20 protein-coding genes are annotated in these 20922 nt (G+C 73.3%); 5 read left to right on the top strand and 15 right to left on the bottom strand.

What is annotated here, in order from left to right:
• Window position 1: 1 nt before the first annotated feature.
• The gene (locus AC0665_RS24270; protein ID WP_363120283.1) at window positions 2-1438 is read right to left on the bottom strand and encodes an aminotransferase-like domain-containing protein; all 1437 of its coding nucleotides are present in this window, start codon (window positions 1436-1438) and stop codon (window positions 2-4) included.
• On the opposite strand from AC0665_RS24270, the gene AC0665_RS24265 reads away from it, so the two are divergent.
• Both AC0665_RS24265 and AC0665_RS24260 read left to right on the top strand, forming a co-directional pair.
• The gene (locus tag AC0665_RS24265) at window positions 1437-2357 is read left to right on the top strand and encodes a DMT family transporter (RefSeq protein ID WP_478705771.1); all 921 of its coding nucleotides are present in this window, start codon (window positions 1437-1439) and stop codon (window positions 2355-2357) included. The genes AC0665_RS24270 and AC0665_RS24265 overlap by 2 nt on opposite strands.
• 94 nt (window positions 2358-2451) lie before the next feature.
• Window positions 2452-2652 carry a DUF1918 domain-containing protein gene (locus AC0665_RS24260; protein ID WP_107458238.1) on the top strand — a complete coding sequence of 67 codons (201 nt, stop codon included), beginning with the start codon at window positions 2452-2454 and terminating at the stop codon, window positions 2650-2652.
• Between the two features lie 2 nt (window positions 2653-2654).
• On the opposite strand, the gene AC0665_RS24255 is transcribed toward AC0665_RS24260, so the two are convergent.
• Window positions 2655-3884, bottom strand: a complete 1230-nt coding sequence (locus AC0665_RS24255) for a glycoside hydrolase family 10-like protein (protein WP_478705770.1) — start codon at window positions 3882-3884, stop codon at window positions 2655-2657.
• A gap of 179 nt (window positions 3885-4063) precedes the next feature.
• Here AC0665_RS24255 and AC0665_RS24250 point away from each other — a divergent pair, with 179 nt between their 5' ends.
• Both AC0665_RS24250 and AC0665_RS24245 read left to right on the top strand, forming a co-directional pair.
• On the top strand, window positions 4064-4939 hold the full coding sequence (locus AC0665_RS24250; protein ID WP_185009286.1) for a 3-hydroxybutyryl-CoA dehydrogenase: 876 nt from the start codon (window positions 4064-4066) through the stop codon (window positions 4937-4939).
• A gap of 250 nt (window positions 4940-5189) precedes the next feature.
• Window positions 5190-5447, top strand: a complete 258-nt coding sequence (locus AC0665_RS24245; protein ID WP_363120286.1) for a hypothetical protein — start codon at window positions 5190-5192, stop codon at window positions 5445-5447.
• Here AC0665_RS24245 and AC0665_RS24240 read toward each other — a convergent pair whose 3' ends face one another.
• From AC0665_RS24240 to infC, 10 genes are all read right to left on the bottom strand, one after another.
• Window positions 5448-5993, bottom strand: a complete 546-nt coding sequence (locus AC0665_RS24240; RefSeq protein ID WP_468410354.1) for an NUDIX hydrolase — start codon at window positions 5991-5993, stop codon at window positions 5448-5450. It lies immediately after the preceding gene.
• A gap of 106 nt (window positions 5994-6099) precedes the next feature.
• Window positions 6100-7440 (bottom strand): NsdA family TPR-like regulatory protein, encoded by a 1341-nt coding sequence (locus tag AC0665_RS24235; RefSeq protein WP_468410356.1) that lies wholly within the window; start codon window positions 7438-7440, stop codon window positions 6100-6102.
• A 259-nt stretch (window positions 7441-7699) separates the two neighbouring features.
• Window positions 7700-8734 (bottom strand): PP2C family protein-serine/threonine phosphatase, encoded by a 1035-nt coding sequence (locus AC0665_RS24230; RefSeq protein ID WP_478705769.1) that lies wholly within the window; start codon window positions 8732-8734, stop codon window positions 7700-7702.
• 131 nt (window positions 8735-8865) lie between these two features.
• Entirely contained in the window at window positions 8866-11379 is a 2514-nt protein-coding gene (gene pheT, locus AC0665_RS24225; protein ID WP_468410360.1) for a phenylalanine--tRNA ligase subunit beta, read from the bottom strand.
• Entirely contained in the window at window positions 11379-12506 is a 1128-nt protein-coding gene (pheS, locus tag AC0665_RS24220; RefSeq protein ID WP_478705768.1) for a phenylalanine--tRNA ligase subunit alpha, read from the bottom strand. Before pheS ends, pheT begins: the two co-directional genes overlap by 1 nt.
• Before the next feature lie 128 nt (window positions 12507-12634).
• On the bottom strand, window positions 12635-13786 hold the full coding sequence (locus tag AC0665_RS24215; RefSeq protein WP_468410362.1) for a sensor histidine kinase: 1152 nt from the start codon (window positions 13784-13786) through the stop codon (window positions 12635-12637).
• 54 nt (window positions 13787-13840) lie between these two features.
• Window positions 13841-14701: a TrmH family RNA methyltransferase gene (locus AC0665_RS24210; protein WP_478509777.1), complete on the bottom strand. Its 861-nt coding sequence runs from the start codon at window positions 14699-14701 to the stop codon at window positions 13841-13843.
• 86 nt (window positions 14702-14787) lie between these two features.
• Window positions 14788-15171 carry a 50S ribosomal protein L20 gene (rplT, locus tag AC0665_RS24205; RefSeq protein WP_363120294.1) on the bottom strand — a complete coding sequence of 128 codons (384 nt, stop codon included), beginning with the start codon at window positions 15169-15171 and terminating at the stop codon, window positions 14788-14790.
• A 98-nt stretch (window positions 15172-15269) separates the two neighbouring features.
• The gene (gene rpmI / locus AC0665_RS24200) at window positions 15270-15464 is read right to left on the bottom strand and encodes a 50S ribosomal protein L35 (protein WP_003977225.1); all 195 of its coding nucleotides are present in this window, start codon (window positions 15462-15464) and stop codon (window positions 15270-15272) included.
• 108 nt (window positions 15465-15572) lie between these two features.
• Window positions 15573-16223, bottom strand: a complete 651-nt coding sequence (gene infC, locus AC0665_RS24195) for a translation initiation factor IF-3 (RefSeq protein ID WP_468410707.1) — start codon at window positions 16221-16223, stop codon at window positions 15573-15575.
• A 395-nt stretch (window positions 16224-16618) separates the two neighbouring features.
• Here infC and AC0665_RS24190 point away from each other — a divergent pair, with 395 nt between their 5' ends.
• Window positions 16619-16975 (top strand): DUF1844 domain-containing protein, encoded by a 357-nt coding sequence (locus AC0665_RS24190; protein WP_363120295.1) that lies wholly within the window; start codon window positions 16619-16621, stop codon window positions 16973-16975.
• Between the two features lie 7 nt (window positions 16976-16982).
• On the opposite strand, the gene AC0665_RS24185 is transcribed toward AC0665_RS24190, so the two are convergent.
• The 3 genes from AC0665_RS24185 to AC0665_RS24175 are packed head-to-tail and all read right to left on the bottom strand — an operon-like array spanning window position 16983 to window position 19765.
• Complete coding sequence (locus AC0665_RS24185; RefSeq protein ID WP_366050916.1) at window positions 16983-17711, bottom strand: SseB family protein; 729 nt, start codon at window positions 17709-17711, stop codon at window positions 16983-16985.
• A 42-nt stretch (window positions 17712-17753) separates the two neighbouring features.
• On the bottom strand, window positions 17754-18956 hold the full coding sequence (gene mycP / locus AC0665_RS24180) for a type VII secretion-associated serine protease mycosin (protein ID WP_478705767.1): 1203 nt from the start codon (window positions 18954-18956) through the stop codon (window positions 17754-17756).
• Window positions 18953-19765 (bottom strand): hypothetical protein, encoded by an 813-nt coding sequence (locus AC0665_RS24175; RefSeq protein WP_478606842.1) that lies wholly within the window; start codon window positions 19763-19765, stop codon window positions 18953-18955. The genes mycP and AC0665_RS24175 overlap by 4 nt, the downstream gene beginning before the upstream one ends.
• Between the last annotated feature and the right edge of the window lie 1157 nt (window positions 19766-20922).

Here is a 20922-nt window from a genome sequence, read left to right as displayed (position 1 = left end):
GTTATCCCCACACCTCGTCACAGGCGGTGCGCAGCCGCCGCACCCCCTCGGCGATCTCCCCGGTCCCGGCGACCGCGGCGAAACTCAGACGGAGGTGCGCGGCCGGCGGTTCGGCGCTGAAGTACGGGCGGCCGGGGGTGAGGGCGACGCCGGCGCGCAGGGCGGCGGAGGTCAGCACGGACTCGTCCGTGCCGTCGGGCAGGCGCGGCCACAGGTGGTACCCGCCCGACGGCACGTGCGGCAGGGCGAGTTCGGGCAGGTGCAGGGCGAGGGCACCGGTCATCGCGTCGCGGCGGGTCTTCAGCTCCGCGGAGAGCGCCCTCAGATGGCGTGGCCAGGCGGGCGAGCCGACGAGTTCGAGCGCGGCCTCCTGGAGGGGGCGCGGCACGAAGAACGTGTCGACGACCTGGATGGCGCGCAGGCGTTCCAGGACCGGGCCGCGGGCGGCCAGGGCACTGACCCGGAAGCTCGGCGAGGTCGCCTTGGTCAGCGAGGAGACGTGGACGACGACGCCGTCGGGGTCGTCGGCGGCCAGCGGGCGCGGCAGCGGCCCGGCGTCCTCGTGCACCAGCCGCCGCACGAAGTCGTCCTCGACGACGAACGCGCCCGCCTCCCGGGCGATGCGCAGCACCTCGGCGCGCCGCCCGGCCGCGAGCACGGCGCCGGTGGGGTTCTGGAAGAGCGGCTGGCAGACGAAGGCCGGGGCGCCGGTGGCGCGGAACGCGTCGGCGAGCAGCTCCGGTCGCACGCCGTCGGCGTCCACCGGGACGGGCACCGGGCGCAGGCCCGCCGCCCGGGCGATGGCGAGCATGCCGGGGTAGGTCGGCGACTCGACCAGGACCGGCGCGCCGGGCGGGGCGAGGGCGCGCAGGGCGGTGGTGAGCGCGGACTGCCCACCCGCGGTGATCAGCACCTCGGCGGCCGTGACCGCGCCGCCGATGCTCCGCGCGAACCACTCGCGCAGTTCGGGCAGCCCCTCCATGGGCGGCCGCCCCCAGGCCCCGGGACGGCGTCCGGCCCGGGAGAGGGCGGCCGCCATGGCCCGCTCCGGCTGCAACGAGGGGTGCAGGTAGCCGCCGTTGAACTCGATCACGCCGGGCGGTGGCGCGGCCAGCGACACCAGGACCCCGGAGGCGTCCACCGAGCGCGGGACCAGATCGGCGGCTCCGTCGGCGCTGAGCGCGACCTCCTGCCAGGAGGTGTCCCCGGCGGGGGCCGGTGCCGTCCGGGCCTGCGCGCGGAAGGCGCCCGCTCCGGGCCGGGTGACCACCAGGCCCTCGGCGGCGAGCTGCGCCAGGGCCCGCGACACCGTCACCGGACTGACCCGGAACCGCTCGACGAGTGCGCGGCTCGACGGCAGCTTTCCACCGGGCGAGTAGCGGTCCAGCTCCCGCCTCAGCCGTTCCGCCAGGTCACCTACGCTGCTACGCTCTTGCATGAGAGCACAGAGTAGCGCTACTGCCGCACCAGCGATAGCAGTCGCCCCCTCAGAGCCGGAGCGCCCCGGCTTCGGCACCCTCCAGGCCGCGCTGGGCGTCGTCGCCTTCTCCCTCACGTTCCCGGCCACCGCCTGGGGGCTGGAGGGCTTCGGCCCCTGGTCCCTGGTGGCCGTGCGGAGCGCCCTGGCCGCGCTCGTCGCGGGCGGCTGTCTGCTGGCCCTGCGCGTGCCGCCGCCCGCCCGAAGGCACTGGCCGGGCCTCGCGGTGGTCGCAGCCGGTGTCGTCCTCGGCTTCCCCCTGCTGACGACGCTGGCGCTGCGGACCTCCACCACCGCGCACGCCGCGGTCGTGGTGGGCCTGCTCCCCCTGACCACCGCGCTCCTGTCCGCGCTGCGCGTCGGCGCCCGGCCCTCGCGCACCTTCTGGATCGCCGCTCTCGCGGGCGCGGCGGCGGTGCTGGCCTTCACGGCGCAGCAGAGCGGCGGCGCCCTGACCACCGCCGACCTGTACCTCTTCGCCGCACTGCTGGTCTGCGCGGCCGGCTACACCGAGGGCGGCCGGCTGGCCCGGCTCATGCCGGGCTGGCAGGTGATCGGCTGGGCGCTGCTGCTGTGCCTGCCTCTCACCGTGTCCGTGGCCGCGCTCGCCCTGACGCACGAGCCGGTGCGGCTGACCGCGCACAGCGTCACCGGACTGCTGTGGGTCGCGGCGGGCTCGCAGTTCGCCGGACTGGTCGTCTGGTACCGCGGCATGGCGGCCATCGGCATCCCCAAGGCCAGCCAGTTGCAGCTCGCCCAGCCGCTGCTCACACTGGTGTGGTCGGTGCTGCTGCTGGGCGAGCACCTCACGGTCGCCGCCCCGCTGACGGCCGCGGCGGTGCTGGTCTGCATCGCCGTCACACAGCGGTCACGCGGCTGAGCGGGACGGCGCACGGCCACCGCCGGCAGACGCCGCCTGCCGTGGACCGGCGAGGCCACGGACCGCTGCCCCGCACCTCGTGAGGAGGCCCCAGATGCGCGCAACCGTGGGCGACCAGCTTGTCCAGCACGGCAGGGTGGTCGGTCAGCACGACAAGGTCGGCGAGATCGTCGAGGTGCTCGGCCAGGAGGGCGGCCCGCCGTACCGCGTCCGGTTCGAGGACGGGCACGAGGGCGTGTGCTCACCGGGGCCCGACACGGAGATCCGGCACCGGGAGACCACCACCGGGCCTTGACCTCAGCGCGGTGGCGGCGCCGGCTGCCCGTAGTGGTCGGCGACCACCCGCGCCATCGCCCCGATCCGGTCGGCCGCCACGTCCTTGGCGGCGAAGTAGACGTGTCCGCGCACCTCGGGGTGCTCCGCGGCGAGGCTCAGGTGCCGTGACAGCTCGCCGGTCTCCTGCCAGGCGGCGGGCTGCGCCGGGTCGCCGGCCTTGTAGAGCGCCTCCCCGACGTAGAGCTGCGTCGAGCTGCCGCGTGCGACCTCCGCCCACCAGGGCACCAGCTTCGCGTAGTCGGCGGCGGCGAAGCCGATGTTCCAGTACAGCTGCGGGACGATGTAGTCGATCCAGCCCTCGCGCACCCACCTGCGGGTGTCCGCGTGCAGATCGTCGTACGTCTCCACGCCCGCCTTCGTGTCCGAGCCGAGCGGGTCGGTCCCGGCGTTGCGCCACACGCCGAAGGGGCTGATGCCGAAGCGTGCGCCCGGCCGGACCTCCTTGACGCGGTCCGCCGTCTCCCGCACCAGCCGGTCGATGTTGTCCCGCCGCCAGGCGGCCCGCTCGGGGAAGTCACCGCCGTGCTCGTCGTAGGCCTCGTCGTCGTCGAAGCTCTGCCCGGCCACGGGGTACGGGTAGAAGTAGTCGTCGAAGTGGACGCCGTCCACGGGGTACTTCGCCACCGCGTCGAGCATGGCGTCCTCGACGAAGGCACGGACCTCGGGCAGCCCCGGGTTGTAGAAGAGCTTCCCGCCGTACGTCACCACCCACTCGGGGTTCCGGCGGGCGGGGTGCGAGGCGGCGAGCCGGGCCGGGTCGGCGTGGACGGCGACCCGGTACGGGTTGAACCAGGCGTGCAGGTGCAGGCCCCGGGCATGGGCCTCCTCGACGGCCGTACCCAGCGGGTCCCAGCCGGGGTCCTTGCCCTGGGTGCCGGTGAGGTACTGCGACCACGGCTCGTACGGCGAGGGCCACAGGGCGTCCGCGGTGGGCCGGACCTGGAAGAACACGGTGTTGAGCCGGTTGCGGACCGCCGTGTCGAGGTGGGTGAGCAGCTCCGAGCGCTGCTGCGAGGCGGCCAGTCCGGACTTCGAGGGCCAGTCCCGGTTGGCCACGGTCGCGAGCCACACCCCGCGCATCTCGGCGGCCGGCGCCCCGCCCCGGTGGCCGGACGCGGCCGACGCCCGGGGCATCATCGTGAAAGCCGACAGCGCCGCCACGGCGAACGCCCTGCGTGAGACTCGTCCCATCCGCATGCCCCAAAATGCCGCGGATCCGCACCGTCGCGGATCGCTCCGGGCCCAGCATGCCCGAACGCGGCCCGCCCCCCGTGATCGATCATCGATACTTGGCGGTAACGTGCACGAACGGAGCAGGCGCCGGGACCCGGCCGGCCTGCCGGTCGTGGATCAGCAGCGAAAGGGACGATGTGACGGACATCCCAGCGGGAGACATTGCACGCGTCGGAGTCGTGGGCTGCGGTCAGATGGGCGCGGGGATCGCCGAGGTGTGCGCCCGGGCCGGTCTGGACGTCATGGTCGCCGAGACCACCGGCGAAGCCCTGGAGATCGGCCGCACCCGGCTGTTCACCTCCCTGGCCAAGGCAGCCGAGCGCGGCAAGATCACCGAGGAGGAGCAGGAGGCCACGCTGGCCCGCCTGAGCTTCACCACGGACCTCGGCGAGTTCGCCGACCGTGACCTCGTGATCGAGGCCGTCGTCGAGAACGAGCAGGTCAAGACCGAGATCTTCCAGGTCCTGGACCAGGTCGTGACCCGGCCGGACGCCATCCTGGCCTCCAACACCTCCTCCATCCCGCTGGTGAAGCTGGCGGTGGCGACCTCGCGGCCGGACCAGGTCATCGGCATCCACTTCTTCAACCCGGCCCCGGTGCAGAAGCTCGTCGAACTGATCCCGGCCCTCACCACCTCCGAGGGCACGATCAGCCGCGCCCAGCTGTTCACCGAGAAGCTGCTCGGCAAGCACGCGATCCGTGCCCAGGACCGTTCCGGCTTCGTGGTCAACGCGCTGCTGATCCCGTACCTGCTCTCCGCGATCCGGATGTTCGAGACGGGCATCGCCAGCCGCGAGGACATCGACAACGGCATGGAGATGGGCTGCGCCCACCCGATGGGCCCCCTCAAGCTCTCCGACCTCATCGGCCTGGACACGGTCGCCTCGGTCGCGCAGTCGATGTACGAGGAGTACAAGGAGCCGCTGTACGCCGCTCCCCCGCTCCTGCAGCGCATGGTCGACGCGGGCCGGCTGGGCCGCAAGACGGGCTCGGGCTTCTACACGTACGCCTGACCGTCCGGTTGTCACAGCCACCTCCTCATGTCGGTCCGGGTACCCCCCCGAGGCTGATTACGGACGGTCAGATTTCGGCCAAGCGACGGGCCCGGCACCTGGGTTGGTGCCGGGCCCGCGGCATTCACACACCGTGTGCGCGCCGGGCTCGCATATGCCCGTCGCACACTCTCCCCAGGCGCCCACCAGGCGAGTTGACTCCTCATGCGCATGCAAGGGATGTGAAGCGACTACGGAAAGGAGCGGACTCGTGACCGTCGATCCCGAGCATCCGGTCGTCCATGGAGAACTCGCAGAGTTACGACGCCGCCTCGATGTGGCCTACGCCCGTGTCGAGGGCGGACTGGCGCTGCTCAGTCACCGCACCGAGGAGACCGCCAAGGAACTCGACGAGCTCAACACCCGGATCCACACGCTCGAACACGCGCGCTGGCCGCTGCCCGCGGTCGCCGCCCTCACCGCCGTGGGTGCCCTCGTCGTGGCGATCTGGCAGGCGCTGGGGCGCTAGTCAGGGCAACGTGTCCTGACCGAGCCTGAGATGGTGCAGCAGAAGTAACGCGGCCGCCATGTTGGCGGCCGGGACCTCGCCGCGGGCGACCATGTCGGGGACGAGTTTGAGGGGCACCCATTCCCGGCGGTCCGACTCGAAGTCGTCCACGGGGTGCCCGACGTACTCGCCCTCGTCGGCCCAGTACACGTGGTGCCGGGCGTCGGTGAGCCCGTTGGACGGCTCCACGCTCATGAGGTGGTGCAGGGGCCCCGGCCGCCAGCCGGTCTCCTCCTCCAGTTCCCTGGCGGCCGCGCGGGCGATGTCCTCGCCGTCCTCGACCACCCCGGCCGCGAGTTCCCACCCCCAGCTGTCGGTGATGAACCGGTGCCGCCACAGCAGCAGCACCTCGTTGGCCTCGTTGACGACCGTGGCCACCGCGACGGGCCTGAGCCGTATGAGGAAGTGCTCCAGGTGCCGGCCGTCCGGCAGTTCGACATCCGCGAGATTGACACTGAACCAGCGGTTTGAGTACACACCTTGTTCGTTGTGTTTCGTCCACTGCACGGTTCTGCCACCTTCCGTCGAGTAAGTGGCAATATCGCAGCAGGGACGTACGGACAGCAGGCGCACGGGAAGCGCCTCGGAGCGACACGGGCAACACCGCCCGGACCTACAACGGTACGCGCAGCGCCCCGTCGATGAGTTCGGCCGCCTCGGCCGTGCCCGCGCAGCCGCTGCGCACCAGGTGCTCCCGCACCGCGCGCAACCGGTCGCGCAGCCGCTGGGACTCCATGCCCCGGGCCTGCTCGGCCATCTGCACGGCGATGGCCACCGCCTTGTCGGCGTTGCCCTGGCGCAGTTCGATGGTGCTGAGCATGGCCAGCCGGTGCACCCGGCCGCGGTCGTGCGCCGGGTTGTCCACGGCGGCGGCGGCGTGCTCCCCGGCGGCCGCGATCTCCCCGAGGCTCAGCAGCGCCTCGGCCACCTGGACGTTGACGAGCCCCGGCTGGACATAGCCGGTCTCGTCGGGCTCGTGGCCCCGCCGGATCCGCTCGGCCGCCTGCTCGGCCCGCCGGATGCAGGACAGGGCGCTGCCCCCGTCGCCCAGATGCGCGTACGCCTTGGCCTGCATCGCGTACAGGTCGGAGGCGAGCGCCGGGGTGATGTGCTTGCCGGCGGCCCGCAGCGCCGCTTCCGCGAAGGCCACGGACTGCCGGTACTCCCGCATGAACAGCGACTGGTTGACCAGCAGGGCGATCACGTACGCCCCGAGCCCCCGGTCCCCGCTGGCCTTCGCGAGCCGCAGCGCCTGGTGGAAGTAGCGCTGGGCGAGCCCGTGCGCGTCGGAGTCGTACGCGCAGATGCCGGCCACCGCCACCAACCCGCCGGTGGCGCGGTGCAGTTGCCGGCCGGTCTCGTCCGTGTAGCTGCCGCGCAGCAGCGGGGCGGCCTCGGCGTTGAGGAAGCCGACGATCCGGGCCCGCGTCGCGATGCCCCCGGCCTTGCGGTACATCTGCTCGTAGTGCGCGCGGGCGGCCCGCAGCATCTCCAGGTCGCCCGTGGTGACACGGTGTCTGCCGCCGCGGGAGACGTCCACGTCCTCGGGCGGGTTCTCCCACTCCCACACCGGCATCACCGCGGGCGTGCCGGTGAGGGCGGGCGCGCCCAGGATGTGCGGGCGTTGCTGCTGGTCGGAACGCCACAGGGCGGTGGCCCGTTCGACGAACCCGGACAGCGAGCCGGTGTGCGCGGCGGCCGGCTCGCCGGGCACGCCGAGGCCGATGTCGTCGAGGGTGACGTGCCGCTGCAACCGGCCCGCGAGCACCTCGCAGATCAGGTCGGGCACCTGGCCCCGGGGACGCTGCCCCTTCAGCCACCGGGCGACGGCGGTGTGTTCGTACCTCAGGGACAGGCCGCGCGCCCGTCCCGCCTGATTGACGTGTGCGGCCAGCCCCGCGTGCGAGATCCCCGCCTCGTCCAGGATCGCGTCGAGCAGAGTGTTGGGCTGCATGTGGGCCCCCCGGGTGGCTCGGTGCGGCCAGGTTAGTGGGTCCGGCTTCACACGGGGTGTGAACGGAGTGCTCGAATCCGTACCGTGTGCGCGCTGTCGCTCACAGTCGCCGGCCGGTTGACTGAACTGCCTCGAAAGAGGCCGGCCGGGCCGCCGGCTCCCCCTCGTACAGTGCGGCGGCCCGTACCCGCCGTCCGCCCGGCCGCCTGCCCGACACTCCGTGGCGGGGCGGACGGCTCCGCCGGCTCAGCCTGGCGGGTCATCGCCGCTGTGTCAGAGGCGGGTCGTCCGCCGCGGGCGCGTGGTGGTCGTTCGCCCGGTTCCCCGCGCCGCTGACGGACATGCCCTGGCCGCCCCCGAGCACCAGCAGGGCGATGTCGTCCGCCTGGACGGTGCCCCGGGTGTGCTGCCGCAGGGCGGCCGAGATCCTGCCGACGACGCTCTGCGCGGAGAGCGGGCCGGCCCTCACGACATGCGTCAGTTCGGTCGCCAGGGGGAAGAAGCGGCCACCGGAGTCCCGGGCGTCCAGCGCGCCGTCCGTGAAGAGGAACAGCGCGTCGTCGGGCCCGAGACGGCCGAGCCCCACCGCCGGCAGCACCGGCGGCAGCGGGGCCACCCCCACGGGCGGGTACGGGTCGCCGGGGACGAGTTGTTCCACCTGGCCGCCGCCGATCCGGAACGGCCAGGGGTGTCCGCAGTTCAGGGCGAGGATCTCCCCGTCGGGCCGGATCTCCAGGAGCAGGAGTGTCACGAACTCCTCGGCGGCGCTCGCCGGATGCTGCCGGCGAAGATGCCGGTCCAGGGCCCGCTCCAGCCGGCGCAGCACCCCGCCGAGGTCCTCCTCGTCGTGCGAGGCCTCGCGGAAACAGCCCAGCACGGCGGCGACCGTGCCGAACGCGCCGATGCCGTGCCCGCGTACGTCGCCCATCACGGCCCGCACGCCGTGCTCGGTGGCGACGACCTCGTACAGGTCGCCCCCGACCGCGGTGCCACGCTCCGCCGGCACCTGGACGGCCGCCACCTCCAGGCCGTCGACGCGGGCGGGCAACGGCCGCAGCAGCGCGCTCTGCGCGGCGCCCGCGACACGGCGCAGCTGCCGCAGCTCGCGCAGCAGCGACCGCCGCACATGCAGGACGAGCCCGGTCCCGACCGCCATGAACACGGCGCTGGTGACGATCCGGGCCTGTAGGCCGGTCTCCTGGGCGAGTGGGCAGGCCAGCTTGTACGTGACGGCCGCCGCGCCCCACACCGTGGGCAGACCGAGGCTGCGCACCCGACCCCTGATGCGGATCATGCCGATGGCCCCCCAATAGGCCCTGACACACAGAATCGGACCGGCCCGAGAAGGCCGGTCCGATTCTGTCGACAGCGCATCCGCGGAGGGTAGGGATCACCGCCGTTTAGCACTCGAACGAGTGAGGCGCCTCAGCTCCGCAGCTCGGCGCCCACCCGCTCGCCCGCGAGGGCCACCGCCGCGTCCCGGGCCGCGGAGGCCTCGTCCACGGTCAGCGTCCGGTCCGAGGCCCGGAACCGCAGCGCGTAGGCGAGCGACTTCCGTCCCTCGCCCAGCTGCTCGGCGTTCTCGTACACATCGAACAGCCGGATCGACTCCAGCAGTTCCCCGGCCCCGTCCCGCAGCGCCGCCTCGACCTCGGCGGCCGGCACGAACGCGTCGACGACCAGGGCGACGTCCTGCGTGGCGACCGGGAACGTGGAGATCCGCGGGGCCTCGGCCGTGGCGTCGCCGGCGGCCTCCACCGCGTTCAGGTCGATCTCCATCGCACAGGTGCGCGCGGGCAGCCCGAGGGCCTTCACGACCCGCGGGTGCAGCTCGCCCGCGTGTCCCACGACCCGCTCGGCGCCGTCGACGGTCAGCACCAGCTCGGCGCACCGACCCGGGTGCCACGGCCCGTACTGCCCCTTGCGGATGACGAGTTCGGCACCGGCCTCCCGCGCGACGGCCCGGGCGGCCTCGACCGCGTCGGCCCAGTCGGCCGGACGGCCCTTGCCCCACCAGCCGGCCTGCTCGCGCGCGCCGGCGAGGACCACGGCCGCGTGGCGGGGCTGCTCGGGCAGCGCCGCGTTCAGCTCGGCGAGTTCCTCGTCGGTCGGGCGGCGGTCGACCGGGAGCACCGCGGCGACCCGCTGCTCCTCGCGCGGCCGGAAGACCAGGCCGGTCTCGAACAGCGCGAGGTCGTGCGAGCCGCGGCCGTCGTTGCGCCGCAGGGCGGCGAGCAGACCCGGCAGCAGCGTGGTGCGCAGCGCGGGCTCCTCGTCGCTCAGCGGGTTGCTGAGCTTCACGACGCGGCGCACCGGGTCGTTCGCCTCCAGGCCGAGCTGGTCGAAGACCTGCTCGCCGATGAAGGGGTAGTTCAGCGCCTCGACGTACCCGGCACCGGCCAGGGCCCGGCCGACGCGGCGGTGCAGCCGCTGCCGGTCGGTCAGCCCGCGGCCGGCCGGCGGCTTGGGCAGCGTGGAGGGCAGGTTCTCGTAGCCCTCCAGCCGGATGACCTCTTCGGCCAGGTCGTTCGGGTCGGTGAGGTCGGGCCGCCAGGACGGGACGGTGACGATGAGCTCGTCCTGCCCGTACACGTCGCAGCCGACCTCCTGGAGGCGGCGCACGACGGTCTCGCGGCCGTAGGCGACACCCGCGACCTTGTCCGGGTGGTCGGCCGGGATGGTGATGGTGCGCGGCGCGGACGGGGCGAGGACCTCGGTGACGCCGGCCTCGGCGGTGCCGCCCGCGAGCAGGACCAGCAGGTCGACGGTGCGCTGCGCGGCGGCCGCCGCGGCCAGCGGGTCGACGCCGCGCTCGAAGCGCCGGGACGCCTCGGAGGACAGCTTGTGCCGGCGGGCCGTGCGCGCGATCGACACCGCGTCGAAGTGCGCGGCCTCGATGACGACGTCGGAGGTGGCGTTCTCCACGTCGTCGTGGTCGGCGATCTCGGTGTTGGCGCCGCCCATGACACCGGCGAGCCCGATCGGGCCGCGGTCGTCGGTGATCACCAGGTCCTCGGCGTCCAGCGTGCGCTCGACGCCGTCGAGGGTGGTGAGCTTCTCGCCGGGCTCGGCGCGGCGCACGCCGATGGTGCCCTGGACCAGGGAGCGGTCGTAGGCGTGCAGCGGCTGGCCGAGCTCCATCATCACGTAGTTGGTGACGTCGACGGCGAGCGAGATCGGGCGCATGCCGACCTTCTGCAGCCGGCGCTGGAGCCAGATCGGCGAGCGGGCCTCGGAGCTGAGGCCGGTCACCGTGCGGGCGGTGAAGCGGTCGCAGCCGATGGGGTCGGAGATCCGCACCGGGTAGCCGTGCGCGTTCGGGCCGGGCACGTCGATCAGGGCCGGGTCGCGCAGCGGCAGGCCGTAGGCGGTCGCGGTCTCACGGGCCACACCGCGCAGCGACAGGCAGTAGCCGCGGTCGGGTGTGACGGCGATGTCGAGGACCTCGTCGACCAGCTCGAGCAGCTCGACGGCGTCCTTGCCGATCTCGGTCTCCGGCGGCAGCACGATGATGCCCTTGGTGCCGTCGTCGCCCATGTTCAGCTCGTCGCTGGAGCAGATCATGCCGCGCGACATCCGGCCGTAGGTCTTGCGCTCGGCGATCTGGAAGTCACCGGGCAGGACGGCGCCGGGCAGGGCCACGACGACCTTGTCGCCCACGGCGAAGTTGCGGGCGCCGCAGATGATCTCCTGGGGCTCGCCGGTGCCGTTGGCCTGGCCGACGTCGACGGTGCAGAAGCGGATCGGCTTCTTGAACTCCGTCAGCTCCTCGATCGTCGCCACCTGGCCGACGACCAGCGGACCCTTGAGGTCGGCGCCGAGCTGCTCGACGGTCTCGACCTCGAGGCCGGCCGAAATGAGCTTGGCCTGCACGTCGCGACCGGTCTCCGTCTCCGGCAGGTCGACGTACTCCCGCAGCCAAGAAAGCGGGACCCGCATCAGATCTCCATCCCGAACGGCCGGGTGAACCGGACGTCACCCTCGACCATGTCTCGCATGTCTTCGACGTTGTGGCGGAACATCAGCATCCGCTCGATGCCGAACCCGAAGGCGAACCCGCTGTACTTCTCGGGGTCGACACCGCAGGCGGTGAGCACCCGCGGGTTGACCATGCCGCAGCCGCCGAGCTCGATCCAGCCCTCGGACGAGCAGGTGCGGCAGGGGCGGTCGGGGTTGCCGATGGACTCGCCCTTGCAGACGTAGCAGAGCATGTCCATCTCGGCGCTGGGCTCGGTGAACGGGAAGAAGTTCGGCCGCAGCCGGGTCTTCATGTCCGCGCCGAACAGGGCCTGGACCATGTGGTCCAGGGTGCCCTTGAGGTCCGCCATGGTCAGGCCCTCGTCGATCGCGAGCAGCTCGATCTGGTGGAAGACGGGCGTGTGCGTGGCGTCCAGCTCGTCGGTGCGGAACACGCGGCCGGGGCAGACGATGTAGACCGGCAGGTCACGGTCGAGCAGCGCGCGGGCCTGCACCGGAGAGGTGTGGGTGCGCAGTACGACGCCGGACCCGGACTCGTCGGTGCCCTTCGGGCCCTGGACGAAGAAGGTGTCCTGCATCTGCCGGGCCGGGTGGTCGGGCAGGAAGTTCAGGGCGTCGAAGTTGAACCACTCCGCCTCGGCCTCCGGTCCTTCGGCGACCTCGTAGCCCATGGCCACGAAGACGTCCGCGACCCGCTCCATCATCGTGGTGAGCGGGTGCCGGGCGCCGGACGGCACGCGGTCGTAGGGCAGCGTGACGTCCACCGCCTCCTCGACGAGCACCCGCGCGTCCCGCTCGGCCTCCAGCTCCACCTGACGGGCGGCGAGGGCCTTGTTCACGGCACCTCGGGCCTGGCCCACGCGCTTGCCGGCCTCGGCCTTGGCGTGCGGGGGCAGGGCGCCGATCTCGCGGTTGGCGAGGGCCAGCGGCGAGGTGGGGCCGGTCTGGGCGACCTTGGCCTCGTGGAGCGCTTCGAGGGAGTCCGCGGCGGCGAAGGCGGCGAGCGCCTCGTCCCGCATGCGCTCGATCTCTTCCGGTTTCAACGTCTCGACCTCGACAGGGTCGTACGACTTATTCGGTGCCGACATCTCTTCCCGTGCTTCCGATTGGCTGGCTGAAGGTCCCCGTCACCGACTCGGACGGCCGTCTGGTGGGACACAAAGGTGCCAATGGCCGAGTCTAACGGGGTGGAGGAATACGAATGCGCCCGCGGGGCTCAGGCGAGATAGGCCGGAGCGCTCACGGGCAACGTAAATCGGAACTCGGCGCCGGCGCCGGGGGCGCGGCCGACCGTGATGGTGCCGCCGTGGGCCTCGACGATGCCCTTGACGATGTAGAGCCCGAGGCCGGTGCCACCGCGCTTGCTGCCCCGCCAGAAGCGGGTGAAGACGCGGTTCATGGACTCCTCCGGGATGCCGGGCCCCTCGTCGCTCACGGTGACCGACGTGGCTGCGTTCTCGGCGTATTCGCCCTCGCGGAGGGACGCCGTGGCCGTGACGTCGATCGTGACAGTTCCCTCGCCGTGCCGCACGGCATTTTCCAGCAGGTTGCTGAGCACCTGGTCGATCTTGTCGGGGTCGGCCCACAGGGCGGGCAGCGGCTGCTGCACGCGCAGCAGGAACCGGTCGGCGGGCTGCCCGGCGGCGACGTAGGCCTGGATGTGCCGTCCGACGGCGGCGCCGATGTCGACGGGTTGGCGGCGCACCTCCAGTCGGCCGGAGTCGATCCGGGAGATGTCGAGCAGTTCGGCGATGAGCCGGGTGACGCGGTCGGCGTCGGCGTCGACGGTCTCCAGCATCAGGCGCTTCTGGTCGTCGGTGAAGCGTTCCCACTTGGCCAGCAGGGTGGCGGTGAAGCCCTTGACGGAGGTCAGCGGGGAGCGCAGTTCATGGGCGACGGTGGCGATCAGCTCGGCGTGGCTGCGCTCGGTGCGGCGGCGGGCCTCGGTGTCGCGCAGGGTGACGACCAGGCGCCGGAGCGGTCCGGTGGGCCGGGTGCGGACGTAGCGCGCGCACACCAGCACCTCACGGCCGCCGGGCAGGAGCAGGTTGCGCTCGGGCTGTCCGACGCGGATGGCCAGGCCGCCGTACGGGTCGGTCAGCTGCCACCAGCGCCGGCCCTCCAGGTCCTCTAACGGCAGGGCCTTGTCCAGCGGCTGTCCGAGGGCGTCCCCGGCGCGGACGGCGGTGATGCGCTCGGCGGCCGCGTTGAAGCAGATGACGCGCCCGCGCTCGTCGGCCACGACGAGCCCGTCGGGCAGCTGGTCGGGGTCGATGCCGAGGCCGGAGGGATCACCGGGCGGCCGGGACGCGGCGGGCGGGCTCCCGGCGTCCTGGGCCCCCGGTGCGCTGCTCGTGCCGACGCTCATCCCCGTACCCCACCTCCAAGGCTCCACAGAGGGGTCCCTGAGCTGGTCACCCTACTAGTTCCCGGTGACGGAGCGGCACCCTCCGGAGGCGCGCTGTGCACGCGCCGACGCATAGAGACATACGGCGGCGGCGGTGGCGAGGTTCAGGCTCTCGGCCTTCCCGTGGATCGGGACGCGCACGACGGCGTCCGTGAGGGCCCGGGTCTCCTCCGGCAGGCCCCACGCCTCGTTGCCGAAGACCCAGGCGGTCGGCCCGCCCATGGTGCCCTTGTCGAGCTCGTCGTCGAGGTCGCGGTCGCCCGCCCCGTCGGCGGCCAGGACCCGGACACCGGTGCCCCGCAGCGCGTCGACGGCCCGTTCCACGGGGACGCCGACGGCGACGGGCAGGTGGAAGAGGGAGCCGACGGAGGCGCGGACGGCCTTGGGGTTGTACACGTCGACGGAGGCGTCGGTCAGGACGACGGCCTCGGCTCCCGCGGCGTCGGCGCAGCGCAGCACGGTCCCGGCGTTGCCGGGGTCGCGGACGTTGGCGAGGAGCGCGACGAGCCGGGGGCGGGCCGCGAGGACGTCCTCGAAGGGCGTGTCGAGGAACCGGCAGACACCGACGAGTCCCTGCGGGGTGACGGTGGTGGAGATGTCGGCGATGACCTGCTCGGCGGCGAGGTGCACCCGGGCTCCGGCGTCCCGGGCCGCCCCGACGATGTCGGAGTGGCGCTCGGCGGCCTCCAGCGTGGTGAACAGCTCCACGAGCGTGGCCGCGCCCCCGGTCCGGTGCCCGGCCGCCTCCCGGACGGCCTGCGGCCCTTCCGCGAGGAACAGCCGCTCCTTGCCCCGGAAGTTCCGCTTGGCCAGGCGACGCGCGGCCAGGACGCGGGGGGAGCGGGGGGAGATGAGCTCGGGGGTGGCGGGAGGCATCCGGTTCGCTTTCTCGGTAGCTGCACAGCAGGACCCGCAGACCGTCCGGCCTGCGGGTCCTTCAGTCACATCGGCTCGAGCCGGTGTCACGCAGCCTTCGGCGCGTTCACGTCGCTCGGCAGCGCCTTCTGGGCGACCTCGACGAGCGCGGCGAACGCACCGGCGTCGTTGACGGCCAGCTCGGCCAGGATCTTGCGGTCGACCTCGACGTTGGCGGCCTTCAGACCCTGGATGAAGCGGTTGTAGGTCATGCCGTTGGCGCGGGCGGCGGCGTTGATGCGCTGGATCCACAGCTGCCGGAAGTCGCCCTTGCGCTTCTTGCGGTCGTTGTAGTTGTAGACCAGCGAGTGGGTGACCTGCTCCTTGGCCTTGCGGTACAGGCGCGAACGCTGACCGCGGTAGCCGGAGGCCGCCTCGAGGATCGCCCGGCGCTTCTTGTGGGCGTTGACTGCCCGCTTGACGCGTGCCACTTGTTAACTCCTTGTAGCGGGGTCGTGGGGGTGCTCACACGACCCGAAATCGATTGGGTCCCGGTCTGGCGTACGTCCGGCGCTCACGCGCCCGGACGTCACTTGCCGAGAAGCTTCTTGATCTTCGCGGCGTCGCCCGGGGCCATCTCGGCGTTGCCCGTGAGGCGACGCGTCACGCGGGACGACTTGTGCTCGAGCAGGTGGCGCTTGCCGGCGCGCTCGCGCAGCACCTTGCCGGAGCCGGTGATCTTGAAGCGCTTGCTGGCACCGCTGTGCGACTTGTTCTTCGGCATAGCGCCGTTCTCTCCTCGTCGGTGGCGCTCCGGTGCCCGGTCGTGAAACCGGGCACGGTGGAGCGTCGTCTTGTTTCGGTTGCTTCCTGGGACTGGCGTCCCGGGGAGTCACGCCTCGGCGTGCTCCTCGGCGGGCTCCTCAGCCGGCGCCTCGGTCTCCGCGGCGTTCTGCGACTTGCCGGGGTTGGCCTTCGCTTCCGCCTTGCGGGCTTCCTGCGCCTGGCGGGCCTCGGCCATCGCCTCGGTCTTCTTCTTGTGCGGACCGAGGACCATGATCATGTTGCGGCCGTCCTGCTTCGGGTTCGACTCCACGAACCCGAGGTCGGCCACGTCCTCCGCGAGACGCTGCAGCAGCCGGTAGCCCAGCTCGGGCCGGGACTGCTCGCGACCACGGAACATGATCGTGATCTTGACCTTGTCGCCCTGCTTGAGGAACCGAACGACGTGACCCTTCTTGGTGTCATAGTCGTGCGGGTCGATCTTCGGCCGGAGCTTCATCTCCTTGATGACCGTGTGCGCCTGGTTCTTGCGCGCCTCACGGGCCTTCATGGCCGACTCGTACTTGAACTTCCCGTAGTCCATGAGCTTGCACACAGGCGGACGGGCGGTCGCCGCCACCTCGACCAGGTCCAGGTCGTACTCCTGCGCAAGCTCCAGTGCCTTGGCCAGCGGGACGATGCCCACCTGCTCGCCACTGGGACCGACAAGTCGCACCTCTGGAACGCGAATCCGGTCGTTGATGCGGGGCTCGGCGCTGATGGATCCTCCTCGGTAGCACCACGCGGCAGTCTGGCGGACGGCCGCGTAACGTCTGTGTTCGATAGACCTAACCGCACCGAGGCAACAAAAATGCCCCGCACGATCCCAGGCGAGGCTCCTCGAACTACCGGAGCACCGCCGCGGGAAGCCGCGGGGCACGCTTTCGGACGGAACGCCGCCACGGGGACGGGACCGCCTGACCGGTGACCCGCCGCCCTGAGGGCGATCGGGTGGGAGTTCGAAAGCCTCCACTTGTGGGCCGGGCTCGCGGGCTGTGAGGCACACGTGTCCGACCGGTCGTTACACGAGATTACCAGCAAGGGCCAGGAAGGGCGAATGGGGGCGTGCCGGGGGCACGTGGGGATCACCCGCTGCCTGCGCCTATCGTGTGAGGCATGAGTGAGACCCCTCCTGAGTCCCCCGACTTCGACGCCATGACCCGCGACATCGCGGAGGTCCCGGCGGTCGAGGTGATCGTGACGGTCGCCGTCAACCTGATGAGCGCCGCCGCGGTGAAGCTCGGTCTGACCGAGGAGGGCGAGAAGCACAAGGACCTGGACGAGGCCCGCAAGCTGGTGCACGCCCTGGCCGGTCTGCTGGACGCGACCGCGACCGAGATCAGCTCCTTCCACGCGGCCCCCCTGCGCGACGGCCTGAAGTCGCTCCAGCTGGCGTTCCGCGAGGCCTCCCTCGTCCCGGACGAGCCGGGCAAGGGACCGGGCGAGAAGTACACGGGCCCGGTCTACGGCTAGCCCGGCCTCAGCGGACGAACAGGGGCTCGCCCGGTGGCGTCGCCTCGGCCGGCAGCAGTGCCAGGTCGAGACCGCGCACCAGGCGGGCCCTCAGCGTTTCGTCGGCGGCGATCCGCCGGGCCACGGACCGGGCGGCCTCGGCGGGGGCCGCGGAGGGGTCCACGACCAGGGCGAGGGTGCCGTCGGCCTGGCCGGGGCCGAGGTGGGCGCGCAGGACGGCGGGCTCGGCGGCCACGGCGGCCCGTACGGCCTCGACGACGGCCGGATCGGCGAGCGGGTCCGTGGTGGCACGGCCCTCGGCGAGGGCCAGCAGGGCGGGGCCGGTCAGTTCGAAGGGCACCGGCCCGGCCAGGTCGAGCACGATCGTGTCCGCCTTCTCGTGCGCGGCGGCCTGGAGGGCCTGATGCAGCGGTACGGCGACGGGGCGGGCGGCCGGGTCCCAGCGGGCGAGGGACTCCGTGGACGTGAAGGCCGGCAAGGCGGTGCGGTTCCCGGCCTTCAGGGTCGGTACGGCCATGTCGCTGGTCTTCTCGCGGCGCAGTCCCCGCTCGTCCTCCTCGACCTCGCCGAGGACGGCCACGACGGGCACGAGCAGCCGGGCACCCTTGAGGGCGTCGAGGACCGGACCCAGCGCGCCGCGGTCGGCGGACCAGGCGGCGAGCGCCGCGCTCAGCCGGGGGTCGGCGGAGCCGTCGTCGTCGGAGAAGCCGGGGTCCGGGATGTTCTTGTTCGCCACCCGTCGACCCTATCGGCCGGTCGCCGTGCCGCCCGCAGCGGCTCAGTAGTCCTCGCGGCTCGTACGGCGGCCGCGCCACAGCACGACCGCCACGACCAGCAGCACGCCGCCGGCGCCGCCCGCGAGGGGGGCGGCCCAGTCGGCGGTGCCGTCGCCGGAGGCGGCGTCGTCCGGGCCGTCGCCGAAGTACCGCGCGCCGTAGGACGCCGAGTGCAGGCCCTCCGGCTTCAGCCGGCCGGCGGCCTCGATGGCGGCGGCCGGGTCGACGAAGCCGAAGCCGCGGGAGTCGTCACGGCCTCCCGCGGGGGCGTTGCGGGCGGTGTCCTCCAGGAGGGACTTGATCTGGGCCGGCGCCAGGCCAGGGTGGGCGGCCTTGACCAGGGCGGCGGCGCCGGAGACGAAGGCGGCGGCGGCGCTGGTGCCCCAGCCCTCGTAGTACTTGTGGTCGGGGTCGGCGATGACGACGTCGACGCCGGGGGCGCTGACCGTGGCGTACCAGCGGCGGGTGGAGAAGGAGGCGCGGGTGCCGGCGCGGTCGACGGCCGTGGCCGCTATGACACCCGGGTAGGCGGCCGGGTAGGAGATGTGGTCGCCCTTCTCGCCGCCGTTGCCCGCGGAGGCGACGACGACCACCCCCTTCTTCAGGGCGTACTGGACGGCCTGGTCCTCGGTGGGTTCCGGGTGCGCGGACGCGGAGTCGTCGCCGAGGGAGAGGTTGATGACGTCGGCGCCGTGGTCGGCGGCCCAGCGGATGCCCTCGGCGAGGGCGTTGCCACGGGTGCTGCGGGCCTTGGCACGGGAGGGGTCGCCGTCCTCCAGGATCACGCGGACCGGGAGGATCTTCGCCTCGGGGGCGATGCCGACGATGCCGTCGGCGTTGCCCGGGCCGTGTCCGTGGCCGGCGATGATCCCGGCCATGGCGGTGCCGTGGCGGGCCCAGGCGCGGTCGCCCGGCTCGGCGCCGAACCGGATCAGGTCCTTGCCGGGCAGGACGTTGCCTGCCAGGTCGGGGTGGTCGGCTTCGACGCCGGTGTCCAGCACGGCGACGGTGACGCCCCGGCCCTTCGTGGTATGCCAGGCCTGTTCGGTGTGCATGGCCTCCAGGGCCCACTGCTGGGCGCGGATGCCGTCGGCGTGCGCGGTGGCGGTGGGCAGGAGCACCAGGCTCGCGGTGAGCAGGGCACCGAGGGCGACGGCCCTCCGGGACGGCCTGCGCGCGGGTTTCCCGGGCCGGGTGTGCTTCACGACGGCTGCTCCGAGGCCGAGCGGACGTTTCTGCGGAAGTCGCGTTCCACGCGGTCCGCCAGGCCCTTGGCCTCGTTGCCGAGGCCGGCCTGGGCGGCGGCGGTGCTGGCACCGGCCTCCATGGCGTCCCCGGCCGGCTGCGGGTCGTCGACGCTGCGGCCGTCAGCCCATCCGGAGACGGCGTAGACGACGACGGGGGCCTCGGTGAGCACGGAGACGGTCCAGGCGGCGCGCTGCCGGGCGCCGAAGCCGGCGGCGGGCGTGCCCTCGGCGGCGTACGGCAGCGGCATCAGGTCGCTGCGGCGGTCGAGGCGCTCGTTGCGGAAACGGTTCGCGAGGGCGGTCATGCCCGGGGCGTCGGCCGTGGTGAAGAGCAGGCCGACGGTGGTCACGTAGCTCTCGGTGGCGTCGGTGTAGGTGGCGCGCAGCAGGCGTTCGCAGCCGACCGGGGCGAGGGCCTTGCGCAGCAGTGGGTCGAAGGCGTCCTTGCAGCCGCTGTCCGGGGCGACGGCGATACGGGTCCAGGTGCGGTCGGCGCCGCCGGGTCCGGCGCCCTGGCCCTGCACGGTGGGCGGGAACAGCTGGTCGACCGGGACGCTGTGCCAGAGGCTCCCGGCGGCGGCGAAGGTGCTGGGCGCGCCGTCGTCCCCGGAGCCGCCCACGAGCCAGCTGCCGGTGACGGCGCCCGAGATGAGGCCCAGCCCGAGCACGAGGCAGGCGGCTGCCGCGGCGGCCTGCGACACCCCACGCCCGCGGAGCGGCCGGGGCCGGGCATCGCCGTCGTAGCCCTCGGGCTCGCCGAACGACACGAGGGGCCGGGTGGCGCTCCAGGAGAGGGCGGGGTCCGGGGTGACGGGGGCGGGGTCGCGGACCGATGCGGTGGAGGCCACCGGCTGACCGTGCCCTACGGCCCTGCCGGTCGGGGCCGACGGCTCGTGCGCGGGGCGCGGCGGGGTGCCGGGGCGGGTCGCCGTCGCCCTCTGCGCGGCGGGACCGGCGAAGGAAGCACCCTCGGACAGACCCTGGCCGCGCCCGAGTGCCCTGCCGGTGGGCGCCGAAGGCTCGTGTGCGGGGCGTGGCGGGGTGCCCCGGCGGGCCGCCGTCGCCCTCTCGGAATCATCCTCGGACAGACCCGGACGGCGCCCAACTGCCCTGCCGGTCGGGCCCGACGGCTCGTGTGCGGGGCGTGGCGGGGTGCCGGGGCGGGGCTCCGTTGCCCTCTGTGGGGCAAGGCGGTCGGGGTGTGCCTCCGTCGGGTCCGCGGCGGCAGGGCGTCGCGGGGCGGTCGTGTCGGACGCCTGCTCGCCGGGGGCGCCGGTGCGGCGGGGCGCGGGGAGGCGGAACGGCCTGCCGGACGTCTCCGGGGGCGATCCGGCCGAGGCGTCCGCCCGGCCGGGCGCGCTCAGGCGGAACGGCCTGCCGGGCGTCTCGGGCGAGGTTCCCTCCGCCCGGCCCGAAGCGTCCGGCGCGGGGAGGTGGCGGGGCCGCGGAGGGGTGTCCGGTGCCCCGGAGTCGGTGCGTCGTTCCCGGCCGACGCTGGGCGGCGTGTCGGGGAAGCGGCTGGAGGGGCGCGGCGGGGGCGGTGCGGCGGACTCGGTGCCCCGGGCCGCTGCAGCGGCGCCGAGGGTCGGGAAGCGGGGGCGGCCGGGCGATCCCTCGGAGGGGGGAGGGCCGTCCGTCCTCGGCGGGGTGGCTCCCGGTCGCATTGCGGGACCGGAGCGCGTGTCCGGGGTGGTCCGCTCCTGCGGTGCCGGTGCCGGTGCCGGGTCCTCCGGCGCGGCCGGAGGGTGTGACGGGCGTGGTGGGGTGGCGGGGCGTGGGGGGAAGGAGGCGCGCTGCGCTTCCGTGCTCATGCACCCCCCGTTTCCTCGTGCCCGGGCCGCTCGTCTCGCGCGGGCCGGTGTCGCCCGCGCGAGGCCCGGTACGGAATCGTCCCGGGCACACATACCCGTACGGACGGAGCGTC

The sequence above is a fragment of the Streptomyces sp. NPDC043685 genome (genome assembly GCF_056436585.1).
The sequence above is the reverse complement of the archived record's forward strand: the minus strand, read 5'-3'. Positions and strand labels throughout refer to the sequence as shown.